Genomic DNA, 22,107 nt, shown 5'->3' on the forward strand with positions numbered 1-22,107 from the left:
GCGGGTCAGTGCTCCGGCGCGACGAGCTTGAGCCCGACGCCGCGCACGGTGTGCAGATAGCGTGGTGCGGCAGCGGTTTCGCCGAGCTTGCGACGCAGCCACGACGTGTGCACGTCCATCGTCTTGTCACCCGCGTGCGGCTGGTCCCACACCTCCTGGAACAGCTCCCGCCGCGTGACGACCTTCCCCTGCCTGCGAGCGAGGTAGGCGAGCAGGTCGAACTCCCGCTTCGTCAGGGACAGCGGAACCCCTGCCAGCTCGGCGGTCCGCGTGCCGATGTCGATCCTCAGGTCGCCCACCGCCAGCACGTTGTCGTCCACTGTGGACTGCTGGCTGCCGGACCGCCGCAGCACGGCGCGAACCCTCGCCGCGAGGTGGTTGCGCGAGAACGGCTTCACGATGTAGTCGTCGGCGCCCGCGTCGAACGCGTTGAGCAGCCACTCCTCGGACCCGCGCGCTGTTGACACGATCACCGGGACCGCGCTGACCTTGCGCAGCATCCGCAAGGCGACGACACCGTCCATGTCCGGCAGGCCCAGGTCGAAGACGATGAGGTCCAGCTCCCCGGAGCCCACCTCGCACAACGCCGCGCTGGCCGTCGGCACCGCGCGCACCACGTGACCGAGCTCCTGGAGGGTGTGCACCAGCGCCAGCTGCACGGCTGGGTCGTCTTCGACCACGAGGGCTCTCGCCATGCGCGTGAGGGTAGGGGCGTGCGCCGCCCGCGGGGGCCGATCGGGCAGCGACCCCGACACTCCGCTTGCGCGGTCTGCACCTTCGGACACGTCCGGGTGCACGGACGGCTCGCCGGGCACCGTGGTCGCTGCTGGTGTCCGTTCTTCCCGAGCGTCGCGTCAGACGGGGCAAGGTCATGTCCGCGACATTTCGCGGAGGTGGACCTCCGGTGACAATCGCGAGATGAGGGCAGGAAGGACCAATCGTCTTGCGGGGGCACGTCGGTCGTGCCTCCGATTCCCGCCGTGCGGGCCGGTTTTGTCGCTCGTCTCGGCGCGTTGATTGGTGGACTTGAGTGCCTCTCACTTTTCCTCCTGAGTTGGATTGGCTTGTCGTGATCACGATGGGTCAGCATTTTCCGCGTGGTGATGAGGATTTGTTGCGGGCGAATGCGGCGTTTTTTGATGGTGTGGTGGGGGATGTGTTGGCGTTGGGTTCGGTTTTGGGTGGCGTGGAGGGGGCAGTGGGGGAGTCTTTGTCGGGTCCGGCGGGGGAGGAGGCGTCGCGTTTTTTGCGGGGTGTGCGTGGTTCTGTTCCTGGGGTGGGGGGTGGTGTGGCGGGGGTGGGTGGTTTGTTGAGGGCTGCGGCGACGGAGGTCGAATACGCGAAGTTGATGATTTATGTGGAGTTGGTGGATCTGGCTTTCGAGTTCGCGCGGGCGGTGGCGTGGGCGGCGGCGACGTTTGGTGCGAGTTTGTCGGTGTTGGCGGCGCGGGTGGCGGCGACGCGGATAACGGTGATGGGGATTGTGCGGCGGCTGGCGATGGCGGGAGTGCATGAGCTGGCGGATGAGGTGTTGAAGGACCTGGGTGTGCAGTTGTTCCAGATGGCGGCTCTGGATGGTCGGGAGTCTTTGTCCGGGGAGAGTTTGGGGGCGTCGGCGGTGGGTGGGGCGTTGGCGGGTGGTTTTGCTGGGGTGGCGGGGGTGGGGGTGGATCGGGTGGTGGGGTCGGTGGTGGCGAATGGGTGGGGTCGTTTGGTGTCGGGGGCGGTGACGGAGGCGTCGACCGAGGTTTTTGTGGGTGGGGCGATGCAGGGGATTTACGGGACCTCGGGGGAGAATTTCGGTTTGTCGGCGTTGTCGGGTGGTGTGACAGGTTTTGTGGGTGGGTTTTCCGGGTTGTCCACGACGGTTCCGGACATCGACGTTCCGGAGATTTCGGGTGTGTCGGACGTTTCTGTTTCGGAGGGAACGGACGTGCCAGGACCTGTTGCGTCCCAGATGACCGCGGTACCGCCCAGGCCCGCCACGACCGGTGCCGAGCAGGCGCGGAGCGCGGCATCGCCGGGGCCGGGCCAGGTGGCACGCGGTACAACGGTCTCGACCGGTGCGATGGGGCAGGGCACCGCCGCGGCCGGCACGGACTCGACCGGCACCGCCGATCGGGGGCAGCCCGCCGCCCCGCCGTCGGCCACGGACTCCCCAGCAACATCTGCCGATTCGGCGGTGACGTGGTCGGACGGCCCGGCGGTTTCCGCCGACTCGCGAGTCACGTCGGCCGAAGCGCAGACCGCCTCGGTGGACGCCCACACGTCCCCGACCGACTCGCAGGCCACCTCGACAGGCCACGGGACGACATCCGTCAGCCCTCCCGGACAGGCCGGGGCCGCGGAACCCGCTGAGGCGGTGACGGGCACGCCCGCATCCGCGCAGCACTCCGCGCCCGGCTCTCACACCGTGGCGGTGTCCCAGGCAACCGACATCGCTGCGACCCTCGACGATCCTTCCACGGCGAGCGCCCCCTCTGTCGCCTCCGACGGCGTCTCGCGCGACTCCGTCACTGCTGCCTCCGAGAGCTACTCGCGCGACTCCGCCACTCCTGCCTCCGACGGGTACGCAGCGCCTGACCGAACCACCTCCGGCAGCGTTGCAGCCGAAGTCCCCGCCACCGCCGACCCGGTGTACGCCGCCGCCCCTTCTCTCGCCGCCGACCCGTTGCGCGCCAACGACTCCGCCGATGCACACGCACCCATCGCGGGCTTCGAACTGGCGCCACCTGCGCTGCGCACCGACCTGTCCACCGGCCTCGACCAGCTGCGCGGCGACAGCCCGGCTCCCACGTTCGACGGCAGGCACGAGACGTTCCCCCGCACCCCGATGGACGCCTGGGGGAACCACCAGCAGGCACTGACGGGGCTGGCCGCCGCACAGCGTGAGGTGGCGGCGGTGCAGCGGCGGCGTGACTTCTCCTCGACGCCCGCCCCCGCAGAACGGGAAGCGGCCGCGATCGACGGTCTCGTCGCCGCGCAGTCCGCCGTGTTGCAGGCGGAACGCGACCTCGTCGCGTGGAACCTGTCTCCGCGCCAGGTCATCGCTCTGCACCAGGACTTGCTGGCGAGGCACCCGGAGGTCGGTGGAGGGGCGTACGGTGCCCCGGTCGCCGACCGTCCGGTGGAGTCGCCCCCCGAGGTCGAAGCGCCTGAGGGTGACATGACTGCGGTAGAGGCGCCTGCTGTCGAGGCGCCCGAGTTCGAGGCGCCGACGGTGGAAGCGCCTGCGGTGGAGGCGCCTGCAGCGGTCGTGGCCAGTTCACAGCACGAACGGCAGCCCACCCCCGAGCCACCGCTCGACCCGGTCCCGCTGGACGAACTCCTCCGCGACGCCCACCTGTTCACCGACGAACACGGACCGCTGGTCCTCGCGCTCCCGGTGGCACCGCGGAACATCGGCCTCAGCAGCGTGGACCTGAACGGCCTGACGGGCGGGCTGGGACCAGGCGAGGTCGCGGTGACCGCCCGAGTGCGAGGTGGGCGGATCGAGGTCGGGGGACGGGAGGTCTCCGCCGATACGGTCGCGAGGGTCATCGCTGCGAAGACGCCGGGCCGGCGGGTCGTGCTGACCATGCCCGGCGCTGAGCAGGTGGCGTCGTCGTTGCGGGAGTTCCTCGGCGAGAACGTGACTGTGTTGACGGACGGGCAGACCATCGACCCGTCCGAGACCGCGGTCGCGCCGGAGGCCGTTGTCGTGCCGGACGCGCGGGTGGTGAACCCGGCGATCACCACCGTCGGTGTGCCGAGGGCCGGGTTGCCCGGCATCGCCGAACTCGTCGACGTGCTCAGGAGCGGGTCCGCCGACGTACCCGACTCGGCGTGGCACCGGCTGCACCAGGACCTGCTCAGCAACTACCGGTACGTCGCGCAGCCCAAGGGGTCCTCCAGCGTCACCGGGTTGCTGCGGCGGATCGGCGACGACGAGGTGCTGATCAGCCTGGAGGTCGAGCACGTCCGGGTGGTCGACCGGCCGGCGGGCGCCTACCAGGACGGGGCCGAGGCGGAGACGCACAACTTCACCGCCGTTGGCACCGTCAACAGCGTGTTCCGGCTTGGGGCCTACCAGCAGGTGCACGCGGGACAGACCGCCACGACCGCGGTCAACCTCAACCTCGGCTTCGGGATCGGCCTCGGCGCCGGGCCGCTCCAGCTGGTGTCGGTCGGCGGCGATGCGAGCTTCGTCTTCAACCAGAGCAACCGGTCGACGAGGCGCATCATCGACGCCGAGGGCGGCCACGTCGAGGACAACCGCTCGCCGCACACCCTGGTGGAGAACCGCGCCCGGTGGGTGGTTCGGCGGCGCAGTTCGCCCGAGTCCTGGGCGAACGTGCCCGCGACGCCGGTCGGCGTTCCCGCGCCCCTGTTGCTCTGGACGGCGAGCCACTACCTGGAGACGCCCGGTCCTCAGTCCACCGCCCCCGGCGTGCCCGCCGAGCTTCGCCGCGGCCTGCCGAGCTACTACTTCGCCTACGGGCTGAGCAACGTGCCACTGCTCCACGACTCCATCGCGGAGGTGTTGCGCGACAACGGTGTCAGCATGCGCCCGGCCGACCTCACCTGGGGCGAGCTCGCACAGAAGCTGGCGAACCTCGACGCGAACCTCGACCGGGCCGTGAACGACCCGCGGGGCTACGAGTTCGAGCTGAGGGACGACCGGGGACGGTTGATCGCGACGGTCTCCCTGCGCGCGGTCCGCGAGGACCAGGCGCAGCCGGTCGGGGTCGCGACCGACCGGTCGCACCTGGAGGACGTCCGCACCTTCATCGACGGCACCGGCGGCGACCACGTGGTGAGCCACTCGTGGGAGGCCAACGCCAACACCACCCTGGGTCTGCGCGATCTCAACGGTTCGGACGCGGGCCTGAACCTGACCGTGTCGGCGGGGCTGACGGCGTCGAGGAGCGACTCGGTCAGCACGGCCCAGAACGGCCTTTGGGTGCTCGTGCCGCGCTACAGCGGTCGCACGGCCGCCTATTCGATGGACTTCACCGTCACCGCCCGCGTGCGCGTGCGCGGCGGGGACTACCTGATCACCCCGCAGACCGAGCCGGTGCCCGTCTCGGCGACGGTGCGCATGCCGGAGACGGCGGCGCTGGAGCACGGGCTTCCCGTCGACGCAGCCCTGAGCACGGTGCCGCTGCCGGTCAGGCCGGTGGGCCACCCGCGGACCGTGGTCCGCGCCGCCCTGACCGGGCGGGCCGACCCGCCGGAGCCGTCGCTCCTGTCGCGGGGCAGGGGGATCGGCACCGGCATCGTGGAGATCGATCAGTCCACTGTGGATGGTCTGCTGGAGCTGCTGGTGCCCGCACTGCAGGAGCACGGTTTCCTGCCGCCGGGCGAGGACTACCTGCGCGACCACCGGTGGTGGTCCCACGGCCAGGCGCTGAACAGCGTGCACGAGAACCACATGCTGTTGCACAAGGTGTTGTCCCGCAACGGCATCGAGTCCGGCTGGGACCTGCTGCACCAGGACGGTCTCACGTTCACGCTGCAACGGCGCAAGGGCTTCGCCGGCATCACCACCGACCTCGACTCGGCCAAGATCACGCTGACGGCGAGGCAGTCCCCCGAGGTGACGTACCTGGGGGAGAACGACGACTTCCACGCCGTCAACCTCGGCATGGGCATGGGGGTCTTCGGCTTCTCCACCAGGGCGTCCCGCAAGTTCTCCGTCAAGGCGAGGCTCGCCGCCCTGCTGGGGGCGAACTGGCAGCTCGGCATGGGCGGCGGCTACGCCCGCAGCTACGCGGCCGGCAACACGTCCGAGATGCTCACCAACCGGCCGGAGCTGCTCGAGTTCCCCGGAACGCTCGACGTGTACGCGATGTCGAGCGACTTCACCGCGACGATCGAGTACCAGCACTCCGGCCCGCGCGGCCACGTGCTCACGGGACGCCGCGACCCGGACCCGTTCGAGCTCCACGACCAGTCGTCCCTGGCACTGCTGATCCCGCTCGACGGCGACGGCGACCTGAGCGGTCGGCGCTCCACCACGCCACCAAGGTCGATCCTCACCCACGGAGCCGTCTACCACCTCGACAGCTTCGGCGTTCGGCCCGTGTTGCGCACCATGCTCGACGACCTGGCCGGTCCCGCGGGCTACGCGGACCAGGAGATCAACACCTTCTCCAGCTCGATCGTGCTGCGGGCGTTCCTGAAGGAGATCGTCAACGGCGAGTTCACCTCGGACCAGTTCTTCGAACCAGGACTCGTCTACGACACCCACGCCGTCGCGGACATCAGCGCGACCCTCGGCGGCACGACGTTCGTCGGCAGCACCAAGAGCAAGTTCGTCCTCGGTGTCATCAAGCTGTCGTTGCAGATCGCCTCCGACAACAGCTCGCGTGGCACCGGGTGGACGTGGGACCAGTTCGACCTCACCTACGGCAGGACTGACGAGGGCGTCAACGGCACCGTCGGGGGGACGGCGTCGCGCGCCTGGGGTCAGAACACGTCGAGGAGCCTGTCGCGGACCGGTGGCGAGGAGTACATCCAGCTCGACTTCAACCGCGCTTACGCGTTCGAGTCCGAGGTCGTCTTCGACGTCGCGGCGAAGCTGGAGCGCCACGCCAAGCTGAAGGTCTGGTCCGGCGACGACGGCCGGAGGGAGCCCGTGACGGGGAGGGCGCGGTTCGTGCTGTCCGAACCGGAGGCACTCGCGCGGCACGCCAGGGGAGACCTCGTCGTGAGCGACGAGCAGCTCGGCGACGCGATGACCCGCTGGGAGCACGACGAGGTCGCGTTGAGCGGGAGCCTCGTCGCCGGCGTGCTGACGCGGTGGGCGCGCGACACGCCGGACCGCGACGACGAGCTCGCGAACCGCCTGCTGAACTGGGCGCTCCTCCTGGAGCAGCGGCACGCGACCGGTGGTCTGCACACCGTGTCCGATCCCGCGCGCCGCACGTCGCTGCGGGAGGTCTTCGACCTGAGGCTCGCCGAGGACGACCCGTTCGCCGGCCTGATGATGCCCCGTTACCTGACCAACCCGAACACCCAGAACAACTTCCTCGGTTTCACCGGCGTCCACGACGTCGAGTTCCGCCACCACGAGGGCTCGGGCACGACCTCGCTGTTCGCCCAGGCCCGCGCGCTCGTCGACGAGGTCGCGCCCGGCCTGCTCAGCGCTGATCCGCACGTGGTCGGAGCCGGTGGCGACCTCGTCGGACGGCTGCAGGGTGGTGTCACCGCGCTGCAGGCCGTGCTCGCCAAGGGCAGGGACGACGCGCTCTGGGGTGAGCTGCTCTCCGCCAACGGCGTGGTGCTGTACCTGGTGAACCAGGTCGGCTGGGTGCTCAGCGACGTCGTGGAGATCCGGCTGACCGGCACCCTCACCTCCCTGCCCGAGGTCGTCGACCAGCTGCCCAACGCGGGCCTGGAGAAGTACGACCACGCTTACAGCGCGGAGTCGTCCGGCAGGTCGCGGGACGGGGCACAGAGCTTCTCGCTCAAGGGATCCGCCGGCGACACCCGCGGCTCGGGCCGTGCCGCCGCGCGGTTCGCGGAAGGGCACCACCGCGGGACCACGCGCGCCGAGACCCAGATCGCCGAGCAGACCGCCTACGACTGGAGCGGCAAGTACCTGGTCAGCATCGGCCAGCAGGTGACCATCTCGGTGCGCAGGCTCGACATGAACGGGCGGCCGATCAACAACGCCCTCCTGCGCGCCGCGAGGAGGTTCCCGAACCTCGTCGCGTCCGGCGACGCGCGCGAGATCACCGTGCGCGGCACGATCGACCTGCAGATGCCGAAGTCGGTGCTGGAGGGGAGGCCGATCGCCGGGCCCAGGCCGCGGACCTTCCTGCCGGCTCCCGCGCTCCCCGGCGACGCCACGGTCACGGGCGTCCTGCTCGACGACCTGCTGCCCACGGCCACCGCCCTGTTGCGCGACGTGCTCGGACCCTCGGGAGGGGACCCGGACAGGCACGTCTCGCTCAACCCCTCGGTGGTGCTCGCGCGGTCGCACCTCAGCGCCCACCTGCACGAGGCGACGGCGGGGAACCGGTACCTGCTCAGCGCGGAGCTGATCGTCCCCGGCAGGCCCGCCGACCGCGTCGCCCTGTGGCTGGAGGGAGACCTGTACGACGTCGAGGAGGTCGCGGCGCTGCGGGGCACCGGCACCGGCCGGTACTCGAAGAGCCAGGAGAGCACGTCCGCGAACGCGAGCTTCGACCACTGGAGGCTGGGCCTCGACGCCGGCGGCAGCGCGACCGCCCACATGAACGAGGAGGCCGGGCACCAGTTCACGCCGAGCACGTCCCAGGGCCGGGTGCTGCCGTCGAGCCAGGCCAGCACCGACAACGTGAACCTGCGCCGCGAGCAGCACGTCAAGCAGTTCGCCGACGCCGCAGGCCCGTCCGCGGACGACGGGGCCGGAGGTGCCGCACCCGGCGACGGGGAGGTCGTGGTGATGGCCCGGTTCCGCGGCCGGTTCCGCGTCGTGGCGGAGGGCCGCAACCACGGTCTGTTCCACCAGCCGAAGGTCACCGGCCGGTTCGCGAGCGAGTTCGCGACCGGCGACGTGTACACCCACGTGTTCCGGTCCGAGCTCCAGTCGATGCTGAGCCGGCAGACCTCCCCCGAGCCGCAGGCCCCGCCACCGGTGGTGCGACGCACCCTCCCGGGGATCACCCGGCGTGCGGTCCGCGACGTCGTCACCGACCTCCTGCCGACCGCGAGGGACCTCCACCGGCAGGACAGGCGTCCCGTTGTCGTGGTGGTCGGCCACACCCGTGACACGGCCGGTGTGGCAGGTCGCGCTCTCGCTCGTGAGCTGGGAGAGCGGTTGGAGGGCACCGGGATCGAGCTGTCCGATGTGGACATCCGGGTGCGCGGCACCGGGCGGCCCCTGGACGGCGTGGCGGCGACGGTTCTGCTGACCGCGCAGGACGAGCACGGCCTGCTGCGGGGTCTCCCGGACCTCACCACGCCCGTCGACCTGACCGCCGAGTTCCGCGACCTCGCGGCCAACGGCGGGACGGCGTTCCAGGCCGGTGAGGTGATCGCGTCCAGGGTCCGCGCCAGGCTCGGCACGGACCTGCCCGTCACGCTGGAACTCGACCGCGCGGGCCTGCACACCGATCTTTTGCCCCCGGTGTTGAGGTGGGCGGCCGACCAGGTGCGGACCGGGGACGTGCGCCTGGCCGCGCGCTACGACGACCTCGCGGCCGATCCAGGGAGGCTGCTGGGCGAGAAGACCGGTCCGGACGACCTGCTGGACGACGTCCTCGCGCAGGTTCGCCGGGTCCGCGATCTCCACCGGGCGGGTGACCTGCCGCCGTTGCCGCACCAGGTGGCGTTGCTGGCCCTGTCGCCGGACGCGCTGGCCCGCGAGATCGCGTTCGAACTCGGCACCTCGGTGCGCGTGATCGAGACGGCACTCGACGGCACGGTCACCACCTGGCGTGCCGCACCGCACGAGGAGCGACCCGGTGCCGTCGAGGACGTGTCGGTCGAGCGGCCCCCGGCCGCCGACGTCGACAAGCCGCTACCGCCGTTGCCGCCGTCCGACGACCGGTCCGCGCTGGCCCGGCCGGTGACGCGCTACGGGCGGGACCTGTCGGCGCTGCTGGAGGCGGTGACCGCGGCGACCTCGCTGACACCGGAAGCCGGTGTGCCCGTCCTGCTGGAGGTGGATCGAGCCGCGCTGGACCGGGCCCTGTTGGCGCCGGTGCTCCAGTGGGCGGCCGACCGGGTCCGGGCGGCCTCGCCGGGGAGGGCCGATCTGGACCTGGCAGAGCTGTACGACCGCGTCGCCACCGACCCGCGGGGGCTCTCCGACCCGGTCGGAGCGGTGGCCGTTGTGCTGGAACACATCGGTCTGGTCGGCGAACCTCCTGGCGTGGCCGGGTTGCCGGCGCAGGCCCGCTTCCTGCTGTCCACTTCGGACGAACTCGTCCGGGAGATCGGTCTGGAGCTGGGAGCCCCGATGCGGATCAGGGGTGAGCTGAACGGTGACCGGACCGCGGTGGACCAGCTGCTCGCGGACGGGCAGTCCGCACCGCCGCAGACGGGGCGTGCGGTGAGGTTGCTGGAGAGCCGGTCGGCGGTGCGTCAGCTCTTCGAACCGGGTGGCGGCGAGGTGCGTGAACAGGACGTCCTGGCCGCGCTCACCCGCGGCGCCACGCGACCGGAGCGGTTCCGCCCGCACCCGCAGGTGCTGGGTCCTGACTTCTTCGCCCGGCGCACACCGCCGTTGCCGCGCGGCGACCGCTCCATCCTCTCCGCCGACGCGCTGCCGACGCTCGACCTCGCGGAGAACGACGAGATCGCCGCTCTCCCGGCCCCGCTGCGGCAGGGCCGAAAGCCTGCCGGTGCGGCCGTCACCAGGTTGCGCCACGCGGTGGACGACGGCCGTCCGGTGGCGGACCTCGCGGAGCTGGGCAGGTTCGCCGAGCGGACCCGTCAGGACGCCCGCGTCGTGCTGTGGACCAGGCACACGAGGTCGGAGGTGACCGCCGGGCGGGGCGCCGACCTGGCGGCGTGGGCGGGGGAGCACGGCGTCGTCCTGCTGCCGGTGGACGAGGTGTTCGGCCGCGGCGACATGGAGCTGCGGGAGTACTACGACGCGTTCAGCGACGACATCACCGCCGGTGGGCAGGCGCAGGCGCGACGCCTTCTCGGCCACGAGGCCGCGCACCGGTTCGGAGGTGACCTCGTCGACCTGTCCGGGGAGGTCACCGTGCCGGACATCGGTCGCAGCTGGCTTCGCGAGACGTACGAGCCCGGTCGGTGGGCGGGCGGCGAACCGGTCGCGGGCACCGGCCTGCCCGGCGACGCGAACGACGTGGCCGAGCGCCTGGTGCAGACGCTGGCGCACCGGCTGTTCACACACCGGGCGGCAGGCAGGACCGGGCCCCTGCGCGTGGGGGACGTGGTCGACGCGCTGTCCGTGCATCAGCACGCGGCTGCGATCTGGCGTGCGGCGACGGAGTTCCTGGCCCGGCAGCCCGAGACCCGGCACCTCGCTGCGGACCTGCTCGCCGAGGCGGACCTGTCGCGGCCGGGTGAGGTCGTGGGCGTGACACGGGACGGCCGTGACGGTCCCGACGACGCCCGTGACGGTCGTGGCGACGCCGCTGACGGACCCGGCGACTTCGCTGACGTTCCCGGCGGCGCCGGTGCGCCGGGAGTCGGCAAATCCGGTCACTCCGGCACTGAGAACCTCGCGGCAGCGCCGGAACCGCGTCGCGACTCCCCGCACCGCGACTCCCCGAGGCCCGCGCCCGTCCGAGGTGTGCGGCAGGTCCGGTTCGCGGACGAGTCACCCACCACCCCGCACCCGCCCGTGACGTCCGTCGTGGACGAGGCCGTCACCGACCTCGGGCGAGCGGGCTGGGCCGAGGGCGAGGCGGTGCAGCTGCTCGACCCGTCCGGCGCGGACGTCGCCGGTGCCCTCTCGCGACGGCTCGGCGGAGCGACCGTCTACTACGCGCGCGACTCGCGGCCGGACGAGCGGACTGACGACGTGGTCGCTCCCGCGTGGCATCGCGCCGGGCCGGAGACCCCGCACGGCACCGACCTGGACGGCAGGCTCACGGCCCTGACGCCCGCCGGTGTCCACGACCTGCCCGGCTACCTGCGGGCGAACACAACCCTGGGGCTGGCCCAGCAGCGCAAGGACCTCACGATGCCCTTCGCGGCCGCGCTGGACGGCATGCTCCCGTCGGGTGCGCGCGAAGGCGTGGAGGAGTTCGTCAAGGCGTTGCGCACCGACATCGGCAGGTTCCTGGGCGCGGGCCACAGCGCGGACGTCGTGGTGGACGGCCGGCGGTACGAGCTGCGCGGCAGGGCGCGGTTCGACTGGGGCGGGGCGGTGACCGGTGAGAGCTCGACGTCGTCGGCAGGGCTGACCGGTCCCGGTCGTGGCGGCACGCTCTCGGCGTCGGTGGGCGCGCGCCAGGAGAACAGGGCGATGCTCCTGATCATCGTGCCCACCGCACCGGGCCTCTCGGTCGTGGGGACGGTCGGGTTCTCAACCGACGCTAGCAACGTCGTCACGTCGTCCAACGACGCCGCGGTGAGCACGACCCGTGAGCTGAAACTGGAGGTGCCGGCGAGGGCGGTCGCGGTCCCCGTGCAGGTCGAGCTGACCCTGCTGGACGCCCGCCAGCGGCCGATCGGTGACGTCGAGGAGGTCGGCGGCACCGCCGAACTGGTCGTGCCGGTGGGCCTCGGTGACGTCGAGGGCGTCACCGGACGTCCCGGCACGCGCTCCTACGTCGAGTCCGTCGCGATTCGCGGCACGACACCGGGGCTGCAGCGGGGCAGGCGGCTGCCGCCGGGCGCGGACGGCGGGCACCGGTTGTTCGACCAGGTCGCGGCCGCCCTGCCGAGGTCGCTGGTCAAGCCGGGGAGCGAGGGACGCAGGGTGCTGCGCGAGTTCCTCGGCGGTGACACGGTCCGGCGGCGCTACCACGACCTCGCCGTCTCCCGCGAGGACGCGGCACTCGGGCGCGGGTGGGTGAGGTCGGAGATGCTGTTCACCGGCGCGCATCCGCTCCTGTCCTGGTTCGACACACCGAGCGCGGTCGAGATGCGGCTGGTCGAGCGCGGTGAGCCGCGAGTGCTGCAGACGCTGCCGGACGTGGAGTTCGACGCGGTCACGTCGGTCGGCACGAGCACGTCCGCCACGGGCGAGGCGGGACGTGCCCTGGACGTCAGGGCGATGGTCGGGCCGGGCTTCGACGAGGGCTCGCTGGGAGTGGTCGCCGGTGTGGTCGTCGCCGGTGGCACGGGTCGCGGCCGGCACCAGGAGATCCAGCGGTCCGGTCGGGTGACCGGCCAGACCTCCCGCCGAGGGCCCGCCCAGCGGCAGGAACGGCGCTTCGACCTGGAGGTCCGCGTGCCGGGCCGGCCCGCGATGACGTTCCCGGACGACGTGGGCGTCGTGGAGTGGGTGGAGCCGGCGTCGCGGCAGCCCGAGATCGCCTCCCCGCAGCCTGCCCGCCACCTCTACGGTCCCGAGGCACTGGAGTCGGGGCGGGCGCTCGCCGGTGCCTCGCTGGAGCACTCCGGTGTCGCCGACCGGCTGCTGGAGCTGATCGAGAACTCGGTCCGCACGGTGCCCGGCCACCGGCGGTGGTACCTGAGCAGCGGCCGGTTCCTGGAGCAGTTCCCGGACGCGTCCGCGCGCCGCACGCTGGGCCGCAGGCTCCGGCACGGGCTGGGACGGCGGGACGCGTTGCGCGGACTGCTCACCGACGACGGACTGTCGCTGCTCGCCGAGCGGGCGCTGTCCCAGGACGGCCTGCGGATCCCGCTGGTGCCCGAGCACGGCTGGCTGCACGACCACCACGTGTCGTTCACCGTCAGGGCCGCGATGTCGGACCTGCGGGACACCGGCGACGTGACCACGCCCGCGGGTCCGGAGGTCCTCACCGTCACGGACGACACCGGCGCCGAACACAGGACGACGTCCCGGAAGACGGTGGGAGGCGGCGTCATGTCCCGCATCACCGCCGCGCTCGCCGGACGGGCCGCGGTGCTCGTGACGGCGCTGCACACCACGTTCACCTGGACCAGGTCCGGCCTGTCCGGCATCACCACGAGGAGGGCCGAGCAGCGGGAGGTCGGCCGGACGCCGGACGGCGCGAGCCCTGCCCCCGAGCCCGCGCACCGGTTCACGGCGAACGTCGAGTGGACGGTGACGGGCACGAGCACCCGCCGGCACAACGCGGTGGTGCGCGGCATGAGCTTCGGCAGGCCCGGCCTGCACGTGCCGGAGACCAGGCCGATCGACCTGGTGGACCCCGCCACCGGCGACACGGCGCGGGAGGCGGGCATCCGCGTGGAGGCGGACGTGCTGGTGCCCGCGGCCCACGTGTCGCGCACGCGGCCTGACCCGGTACCGGTCACCCGCACCGAGGGTGAGGTGAACGTGCCCGGTCTCGGGCTGCGTCCCGCACCGGACGGGCCGGACCTGTTGAGGGACGGGCTGTCCCGCGATCTCGACGGCATCCGGGTCGTGGGCTTCGGAGGTCTGGAACACGTCCGGGCGGCGGTGAGGAACGCGCTCTTCCTGGCGTCCGGCGACCCGGTGTTCTCGTTCCCGGAGACGGACAACAGCACGCTCGTCGAGAACGTGCTGTCGCCGGACGCCGTGCGGGCGGACCAGCGGTTGTTCAGCCGCACCACCGGTTTCCACGGCCTGAGCTGGCCACGTCGCCGGCTGAAGCAGTTCGCCGCCGCCGAGGTCTCGTTCGTCCCCCTGGAGGTCGAGCGGTTGTCCGGCGAGCGGTGGCAGCGCGTCACGGAGACCACGACGACGGGATCGGCGTCCGGTGCCGGTTCGCGCGTCGACTGGAACGCCACGGGGGTCGTGGACACCACCGCCTTCGGGTTCTACCGGGACGTCGCGCCCGGTGACCTGGTGGCGAAGCCCGGCGCGCTCGTGGTGCTGGAGCACAACCCGTTGATGCTCGACGGCACCAGCACGCGGGAGTCCGGCACGACCGTCACCACCGGCACCACCCTCGCCCGCCCCGCGGAGCGGCTGCACCTCGTGCGGTTCGGCGTGCGCGTGTCCGTCGCGGCCGAGGTGAGGTCGCGGCGGTGGCGGCACGCGTGGGGTTTCCGGCGGCCAGGGGATCCGGGGACGGCGAACGAGCGGTTCGAGATGCCGCGGGCGGTCACGGCGTGGGTCACCACGGCGCAACTCGACGCGCTGCGGGCGAGGCAGGCCAAGGCCACCGCTCCCGCGCGGGACTCGCTCTCGGTGCGGGGGAACTTGCCCGCGAAGGATGTGGACGCCACTGTGCGCGCGCCGGACTCGCTCTCGTTGGACGGCAACCGGTCCGCGACGGACCTGGACGCCACCGTGCCCGCGCTTTCGGTGGAGGGAAGCAGGCCCGCGACGGACCTGGACGCCACCGTGCCCGCGCCGGCCTTCCTGCGCCCTGGACGGCCCGTGCGGCTCGGCATCGGCGCGGTGGACGGTGTGGTCGACCTGCGGTCGGTGCTGCCGGAACTGCGCCGCGACCTCGCGCGCGTCCTGGGCCCGGCGCGTGCGGCGAGGCTGGTCCCGTCGTCTCCGCTCAGCCAGGGCAACGACAACTACGCGATGATCATGGAGTGGCTCGCGGACGCGCAGACCTCGCTGGAGGACTCGCCGGGCGGCGTGCCGCGCCCACTGCGGCTGGAGGACCGCCTCAGAGGGGAGACCTACGAACTGGTGGTGTCGAACGAGCTGCTGGCCGAGCCCGAGTTCACCGGCCTGACCGAGGGTGGGCTGCGCCAGACGCGCACGACGGTCTCGCTCGGCACGAGGATCCGCGGCTTCACCCGCACGGCGTGGCGGCTGGAGCCCGTCGTCCTGCCCGCCGTGCAGCTCGGAGGAGCCGCGCCGAACGAGAACATCTCGCGCAGCAACCCCTTCTCGACCATCGGTGGCGGCCTGATCGGGGACGTGGTCCTGGGGCGCAGGAAGCGCACGCGCAAGGACGCCCGCAAGATCGTGCGCGAGCGGACGGCGGAGACGAGCGGGCCGCTGGCCTCGTACCGGGCCCAGGTCGGCTTCACCGTCTCGGTCGAGCGGCACGGCAGGCAGATCGCCGAGGCGCGCGCCGAGCGGGAGCTCAGGCTGCTGCACCTGCCCGAGGACGAGATGACCGGCGTGCGGGCCGTGACCTCCACGCCCGCGGTCCAGCCAGCCGGCCAGGCCGCGCCCGAGGAGATCACGCGGTGGCGTGGTGAGCGGTCGTTCGGCAGCGGCTGGGTGAGCAGGGTGGAGGCCGACCTGGACGCTCTCGTCGACGCGGCGGAGACCGCCTACCGCGAGGCGACCGGTGTCGGCCACGTGCCGTCGGAGGTGCGGCGCTCGTTGCGGGCGCAGCTCAGCGGGGCGCGGTTCAAGGCGTTGCTCCCGGCCGGTGCCGCGGACGGCGTGCGGCTCGACCTCCCCGCGGGCTCCGGGATCACGCTGGACCTGCACGTGCGCCGCCGGGCAGAGCCGGTGCTGACCGGCGTGACGGCCCGCACCGCGGTGTCCACGAAGGACACGGGTTCGGTCACGCGGTCGGTCAGGGAGGCCGCGGAGATGGAGGTGGGGCTGGCCCGCGCGGCCATCGCCGGCATCGGCGGCACCCAGCCTCCCGGCTACGAGCACGTCGGCGATCGTCAGTACTTCGGCGGGGGCTCGGGGCTCGCCGCGTCGATCGACCCGATCGGCGGGGTCGCCTCCGAGGGGGAGGCCGAGGCCGAGGAGACCCACGACCTGTCCTCGTCCACCAGCCGGGCGGCCGGCGACCTCACCGGCCTGTGGTCGCACGACCTCGACGTCCGCTTCGTGGCACGGCCGACGGCCAGGCTGACGCGCAGGGGCCCCGCCGTGGTCGACGTGTCGGTGGACAACGCCGTGGTCGTCGCCGACGACACTCTCCCGGACCGGATCCCCGCGGGCCTCGCCGCGGCGGCGCGGGCACTGACGACCGCCGGGGACGGCTGGTGGGAGGCGTATCGGGCCTACCGCACGGAGCTCGCGAAGCTCGGCGCCGGCCGTGCCGCGGTGGAGGGGAGCCGCAGGGACCGGCTGGTGACGGACGGGAGCGGCATCGACCGGCTCGTGCCCGTGGACGGGGATGCCGACCACGCCACGCCGGCCGGGAGCGCTGTCGACCACCTCTCGTCCGCCCAACCCACCTCCGCCGACGAGGCGCCCGCCGCGACCTTCCCGGCTCCGGTGACGCGCACGACCACGGAACCTTTGTACGCCTTGGACTTCCGCGCGCCGGACGACGTGCGCGAGGAAGGCTTCCCCCCACCCGGTGGCCGACTCGACCTGTACGAGTACCTCGCGTCCCCCGAGACCTCCGGCCACGTGGCGTTCACCCGCGACCGCGCCGAGGCGCTCGACCACGGTCTCGGCCGGCACCTCTACGTCGTCACCGTCCCCGGCGGCGTGGACGTGGCCGCCACCATCGCCCGCTACGAGGGACCGCACCGGCAGGCGCCCGCGCACGTGCTGTTCCCGGAGGGAATCGCGCCGGAACACGTCACCGTGCAGGACGCTGCGGACCATCCCGTGCGGAACCGCGAGGTGAAGGTGCGACGGGCCCTCCGTGCAGAGGCCGCCGCTGTCGAACCGGGCACCTTCCAGGTGTCGCGGGAACACCGCCTCGTGCACCTGACCGCGGAACCGGACACGAGCCTGACCGAAGGTCTCCGCCAGGTCGCGGTCGCGCTGCACACCTACGTGTCGGTGGACGCCAACGGGCGGGTCACCTCGGAAAGGCCGCCCGTGCCGCACTTCTCGCCCGACTTGATCGTGCTGGTCGTGGACGACGCCACCGCGTTGCACAGCGTGCTGGACTCCGCCCTGGTGGACGGGCTGGGTGCACCCGATGCACCCGTCGTGCTGGTCGGTCGGGCGGCGGGAACCGGCCTCGCGCGCGAGATCGCTGCTCGACTGCCGGGTCGCACCGTCGTCCACGCGACCGGCCCGTCCGGGGTGCGGGCCGAGGACGGGGCGTACTGGGTGGAGGACGGGGCGGAGTTCGCGGTGCTCGCCGACGGAGACGCGCTGTCCACAGTGGACGCGTTCTCCCGTCGCTGACCGCTCTGGTGGGCTTCGGGAGGTGCGACGTCGTGAGCCGTTCCCCGCGGACGTCCTAACCATCGGGTTCAAGTACAGGTGAGGACGACTGGAGCGACGGCACCCGAGACGTTCGTCCGATCGGGTGGGCGCGCGTGGTGCGGTGGCAGCTTCGGCTGGAAAAAAGGGAAAACGGTGCCCGAACGGCAGGTGTCCCGGGCCGGTGAGGAGTCTTCTTGTCCCTTCCCGGCGTCGGTCGCGGCAGCGGTTGACCCGAGGCTGTCGAGGGAGCCTGGATGACGATCGGATTCGAATGGGCACGGGACGAGCGGGACGGCGAGCCGCCGCCCGGCGCACACGACCACACCTCCGCGCCGAGTTCCGCGCTCCGGTACCGGGGCACGCCGCTCGCCCCGTTCCGGCTGGCGGCGTTGCAGTCCGCCTACGACGAGCCGACCGTCGACTTCCTGCGTGCCGTGGGAGTCGGCGAGGGTGCGAGGTGCTGGGAGGTCGGCGCCGGCACGGGAGCCGTCGCCGGGTGGCTCAGCGAGCGGGTGGGGTCCGGCGGGCACGTGCTCGCGACCGACGACGACCCGCGCCAGCTCGAACGGCTGACCGCCGCCGCCAACGTCGCGGTGCGCCGTCACGACCTCCTGGTCGACGAGATGCCGGCGGAGCAGTTCGACCTGGTGCACGCGCGGTTGCAGCTCACCCACCGGCCGGACCGGGTGCGGCTCGTGACGAGACTGCTGTCGGCGCTCGTGCCGGGCGGCTGCCTCGTCGTCGAGGAGGTGTCGCCGAAGGACCAGCGGGTGCTGTCGGCCGACCGCGCGAGTGCGTTCTACGGGGTGCAGTGGCGGGTGCTGGAACTGCTGTCGGACGCGGGCTGCGACTTCGGGTTCGCCGACGCCGCCGGCGACGTGATGAAGGAGGCCGGGCTCGTGGACGTCGGCGCCGTGAGCGCGACCGCGTGCTGGCACGGCGGGGACGTGGCGTTGCAGGTGTTGCGCGCTTCGGTGCTGGAACTGGGTCCCTGGCTCGCGGCCGCCGGGGTGGAGGCGCAGGAGCTCGACGACTACCTGGAGCTGCTGGACGACCCGTCGTTCGAGCTTACCTCGTACCCGCTGATCTCCACCTGCGGCCGCAAACCGCTCACGCCGGCCGGGTGGTGAGAGCGGGCAGTTCCGCGAGCAGGGTCGCGCCGAGCGCGGTCAGCCTGGCCGCACACCGCGAGCCGACGGGCCCCGTGCCGACGGGTTCGACCAGCCCCGCGTGGGACAGGTGGCGAGCGGCCTCCTGGTCGCACGACGCCAGGCCGTCGACGAACAGGTCGGGTTCCCGGCTGCGGGTCATCTGCGCACGTCCATCAGCGATGGCGTGCAGCAGCGCGAGCTCACGGCGGGTGACGGTGGGAGGGAACGCGGTCATGACGATCACCTCGTTCGTGGAGGTCGTGCGGACTTCACCGATGGGAACCCCTGGCGTGCGCCAGGAACCAGTGCGGCCGCCGGGTTTGGTACTCGCGGACGTCGTCGCTGCCTCTTCGGACCCTGCCGCCGCGTGCAGACCGGGTGGCATGCGGGGCAGAGGCGACCCGTCACCCGCGACTCGGGACGGGTGACGCGGCACGCTGGCGGAAGACCGAGGAGGGAGGTTCCGGTGTCCGAGACGCTGGACGACGTTGCCGGTGAAGCGCCGGACGGGGAAGCGAGCCACTGGCTGTTCCTCGTCGATCCGGCGTGGAAGCCTCCCGCGGTCGAGCAGGGTGCGGAGGCGCCGATGCCACCCCGCGAGTCCGTTGTCGGCGGCTGGCTGGTCGGACCCGACGGGGAGACCGGTCGTTTCCACTCCAACCCGGACTACGTGCCGGCCTCACCGGACTCGCCGACCGATCCCGTGGACGCGACGCTCCAGCTCGTCGCGGAAGGCTCGGCGCCGGTCGACGACGTGCTCTCCCTGTTGCGCGACAACAGCTACGGCGTCGCGGTCGACGAGGAGGGAGTGGTGATCTGCGTGCCGGCGCCCGACGACGTGATGTCGATGCTCGTCACCACCGCCCCCGCACGCAGGGCGGACGTCGAGAGGGTCGCGCACTGGCGGGAGGTGACCGCGGGCGAGCTCGCCGACCTCGTGACGAGGCACCAGGTCGACCTGCTGATCAACCCGGCAGGTCCCGCGACGATCAGGTTGATCGGCGAGGTGTTCGTGGAGCACGTCACCCGTGCCGCTGCCCGACCCGAGCCTGTTCCTGGCGGCTGACCAGGGCCTTCACGGCAAATGAATGATGTGTGGAGTCTCGCGGTGGAGACTGCGCGCGTCATCGTCAGTCCGTACGAGGAGGCCTCGTGGAACCCGCCACCTCCACCGTCACCGTCGCAGTCGACGCGGTCGACCCGATCACCCGGTCCGGGGTGCCCGCCGTGCTCGCGGGCAACCAGAACATCCGGCTGCTGCCCGAGTCCGCCAAGGCCGCCGCGGACGTGCTCGTCTTCGTCCGCGGCGTCGTGACCGACGAGACGCTCGCGGAGATCCGCGACGCGCGCGACCGCGCCACCGCACCGGACGGGCAGCGGATCGTGCTGGTCGCAGACCAGTTCCGCCGCACCGACCTGATGATCGCCATCGAGCACGGAGTGCTCGCGATCCTCCCGCGCCGCGAAGCCGTGGCCAGCCGGCTCATCCCGGTGATCGTGCACGCGAAGCAGGGGGTGGCGGACCTGCCGCCGCAGCTGCAGGGACAGTTGCTCAGCCAGCTCGACCGGCTGCGCCGCGAAGTGCTGGAACCCAACGGCCTCACCCTCTCCGGCCTCGCGGCACGGGAGCAGGAGGTGATGCGTCTGGTGGCGGACGGCCTCGGCACCGCGGACATCGCCGAGCAGCTGAAGTACTCCGAGCGCACCGTGAAGAACATCCTCTACGGCATGATGAACCGCCTCAACCTGAGCAACCGCGCGCACGCCGTTGCTTACGCCATCAGGGTCAAGGCGATCTGACACCGGCCTTTGTGGACGATCGCGGTCGTCCGTACCCCGGTCCTGGTAGCGAGGGGCAGCCTTGCTGGTCTCCGCCGCCGGTCGTGCCGCAGACTTCGGACAGCGCCGTTGCTGACCTCGTTCCCCTTGCCCCAGACGGGAGACCTGATGTCGTTCGACGCGAAGATCCAGGAGTTGATGGCCGACTTCCAGCGGCAGCGCGAGTCCCTGGCCGAGACGCAGCGCAGGATGCGGGAGATCTCCGGTGTCGCCGTCGCGCCCAGGCAGGCGGTGAAGGTGGCCGTGAACTCGAACGGCGAGCTCACCGAGATCACCTTTCCCACCGGTGCCTACAAGAACATGGCGCCCAAGGAGCTCGCGGACGTGCTGCTCGCGGTCGTCGGTGAGGCGCGCGCCAACGCGATGAAGTCGGTCATGGAACTGGTCGGCGGCCAGTTGAAGGGCAGCGACTCGATCGCCGAGATGCTCGGCGGCGAGGCGGACCTGACCAAGGGTCTCAGCGTCGACTCGCTGATGGCGCCGGAGGTCCGCGAGTACCTGGGCCCTGACGCGCCGTTCCACGAGCAGACCGCCAAGGAGGACCAGTGAGCACCGGACCCGAAACCGTCCGCGTCAACACCAGCGGGCTAGACGACGTGCAGGCAGACTTGAGCGAGCTGAGCCGCCGTGCGAGCGACGTCCACGCCAGGATCGCAGACAGGGCAGGACAGGGCGACGTGACAGCGATGTTCGGCACCGACGGCGGAATGCGCACGTTCGAGGACCAGTTCATCAAGGTTCTCCACGCGCTGTTGCCGGCGATGGAGGGCCTCGTGCGTGCGTTCATGGCGGCGTCCGAGGGCGTGGGCGCACTGCAGGCCAACTACGAGGGCGCGGCGCGGCGCACGGTCGGCGCCGCGGAAGACCTGAACCGGGCGATCGGCAACGGCGTGCCCGACACCGCACCCACGACGTCCGGCCGGACAACCCGCTAGCAACACCTCTTCGTTCGGTCCCGGCAGCGTTGCCAACGCTGCCGGGACTTTTCTTTTGAGTCAGTGAGAAGCGAATGCCTCTGACCTTTCCTCCTGAGCTGGATTGGCTTGTCGTGATCACGATGGGTCAGCATTTTCCGCGTGGTGATGAGGATTTGTTGCGGGCGAATGCGGCGTTTTTTGATGGTGTGGTGGGGGATGTGTTGGCGTTGGGTTCGGTTGTGGGCGGAGTGGAGGGGGTGGTGGGGGAGTCGTTGTCAGGTGCGGCGGGGGAGGAGGCGTCGCGTTTTTTGCGGGGTGTGCGTGGTTCTGTTCCTGGCGTGGGGGGTGGTGTGGCGGGTGTGGGTGGTTTTTTGAGGGCGGCGGCGACGGAGGTCGAATACGCGAAGTTGATGATTTATGTGGAGTTGGTGGATCTGGCTTTTGAGTTCGCGCGGGCGGTGGCGTGGGCGGCGGCGACTTTTGGTGCGAGTTTGTCGGTGTTGGCGGCTCGGGTGGCGGCGACGCGGGTGACGGTGATGGGGATTGTGCGGCGGTTGGCGTTGGCGGGGGTGCATGAGCTGGCGGATGAGGTGTTGAAGGACCTGGGTGTGCAGTTGTTCCAGAT

General features: G+C 71.8%; 9 protein-coding genes. 7 read left to right on the forward strand and 2 right to left on the reverse strand.

The window, feature by feature from the left end; all coding sequences use genetic code 11:
• Window positions 1-5 precede the first annotated feature (5 nt).
• Window positions 6-695, reverse strand: a complete 690-nt coding sequence (locus tag ACFWN2_RS44685; RefSeq protein ID WP_382436796.1) for a response regulator transcription factor — start codon at window positions 693-695, stop codon at window positions 6-8.
• Between the two features lie 1,238 nt (window positions 696-1,933).
• Between ACFWN2_RS44685 and ACFWN2_RS44690 the strand changes: the two genes are divergently transcribed.
• Both ACFWN2_RS44690 and ACFWN2_RS44695 read left to right on the forward strand, forming a co-directional pair.
• Window positions 1,934-17,554, forward strand: coding sequence for a hypothetical protein (locus ACFWN2_RS44690; protein ID WP_382436797.1), 15,621 nt, complete (start codon window positions 1,934-1,936; stop codon window positions 17,552-17,554).
• Between the two features lie 275 nt (window positions 17,555-17,829).
• Entirely contained in the window at window positions 17,830-18,705 is an 876-nt protein-coding gene (locus ACFWN2_RS44695) for a class I SAM-dependent methyltransferase (RefSeq protein WP_382436799.1), read from the forward strand.
• Here ACFWN2_RS44695 and ACFWN2_RS44700 read toward each other — a convergent pair.
• On the reverse strand, window positions 18,686-18,961 hold the full coding sequence (locus tag ACFWN2_RS44700) for a hypothetical protein (protein ID WP_382436800.1): 276 nt from the start codon (window positions 18,959-18,961) through the stop codon (window positions 18,686-18,688). The genes ACFWN2_RS44695 and ACFWN2_RS44700 overlap by 20 nt on opposite strands.
• A 231-nt stretch (window positions 18,962-19,192) precedes the next feature.
• On the opposite strand from ACFWN2_RS44700, the gene ACFWN2_RS44705 reads away from it, so the two are divergent.
• From ACFWN2_RS44705 to ACFWN2_RS44725, 5 genes are all read left to right on the forward strand, one after another.
• A complete protein-coding gene (locus ACFWN2_RS44705) occupies window positions 19,193-19,792 on the forward strand; it encodes a type VII secretion system-associated protein (protein WP_382436801.1) in 600 nt (199 codons plus the stop codon).
• Window positions 19,793-19,878: 86 nt separating this feature from the next.
• Window positions 19,879-20,526 (forward strand): LuxR C-terminal-related transcriptional regulator, encoded by a 648-nt coding sequence (locus ACFWN2_RS44710; RefSeq protein WP_382436802.1) that lies wholly within the window; start codon window positions 19,879-19,881, stop codon window positions 20,524-20,526.
• Window positions 20,527-20,673: 147 nt separating this feature from the next.
• Window positions 20,674-21,114 (forward strand): YbaB/EbfC family nucleoid-associated protein, encoded by a 441-nt coding sequence (locus ACFWN2_RS44715; RefSeq protein ID WP_382436803.1) that lies wholly within the window; start codon window positions 20,674-20,676, stop codon window positions 21,112-21,114.
• Complete coding sequence (locus ACFWN2_RS44720) at window positions 21,111-21,500, forward strand: hypothetical protein (protein ID WP_382436804.1); 390 nt, start codon at window positions 21,111-21,113, stop codon at window positions 21,498-21,500. Before ACFWN2_RS44715 ends, ACFWN2_RS44720 begins: the two co-directional genes overlap by 4 nt.
• Window positions 21,501-21,574: 74 nt before the next feature.
• Window positions 21,575-22,107 (forward strand): hypothetical protein (locus ACFWN2_RS44725; RefSeq protein ID WP_382436805.1); only part of this gene is annotated, 533 nt, incomplete at its 3' end.

This window comes from Lentzea sp. NPDC058436, from assembly GCF_042721515.1.
Lineage (GTDB): Bacteria > Actinomycetota > Actinomycetes > Mycobacteriales > Pseudonocardiaceae > Lentzea.

Excerpts from the sequence above, each read along its gene's own strand:
- ACFWN2_RS44685 (WP_382436796.1), bottom strand. The coding sequence starts at position 695 with ATGGCGAGAGCCCTCGTGGTCGAAGACGACCCAGCCGTGCAGCTGGCG.
- ACFWN2_RS44695 (WP_382436799.1), top strand. The coding sequence starts at position 17,830 with ATGACGATCGGATTCGAATGGGCACGGGACGAGCGGGACGGCGAGCCG.
- ACFWN2_RS44700 (WP_382436800.1), bottom strand. The coding sequence starts at position 18,961 with ATGACCGCGTTCCCTCCCACCGTCACCCGCCGTGAGCTCGCGCTGCTG.
- ACFWN2_RS44715 (WP_382436803.1), top strand. The coding sequence starts at position 20,674 with ATGTCGTTCGACGCGAAGATCCAGGAGTTGATGGCCGACTTCCAGCGG.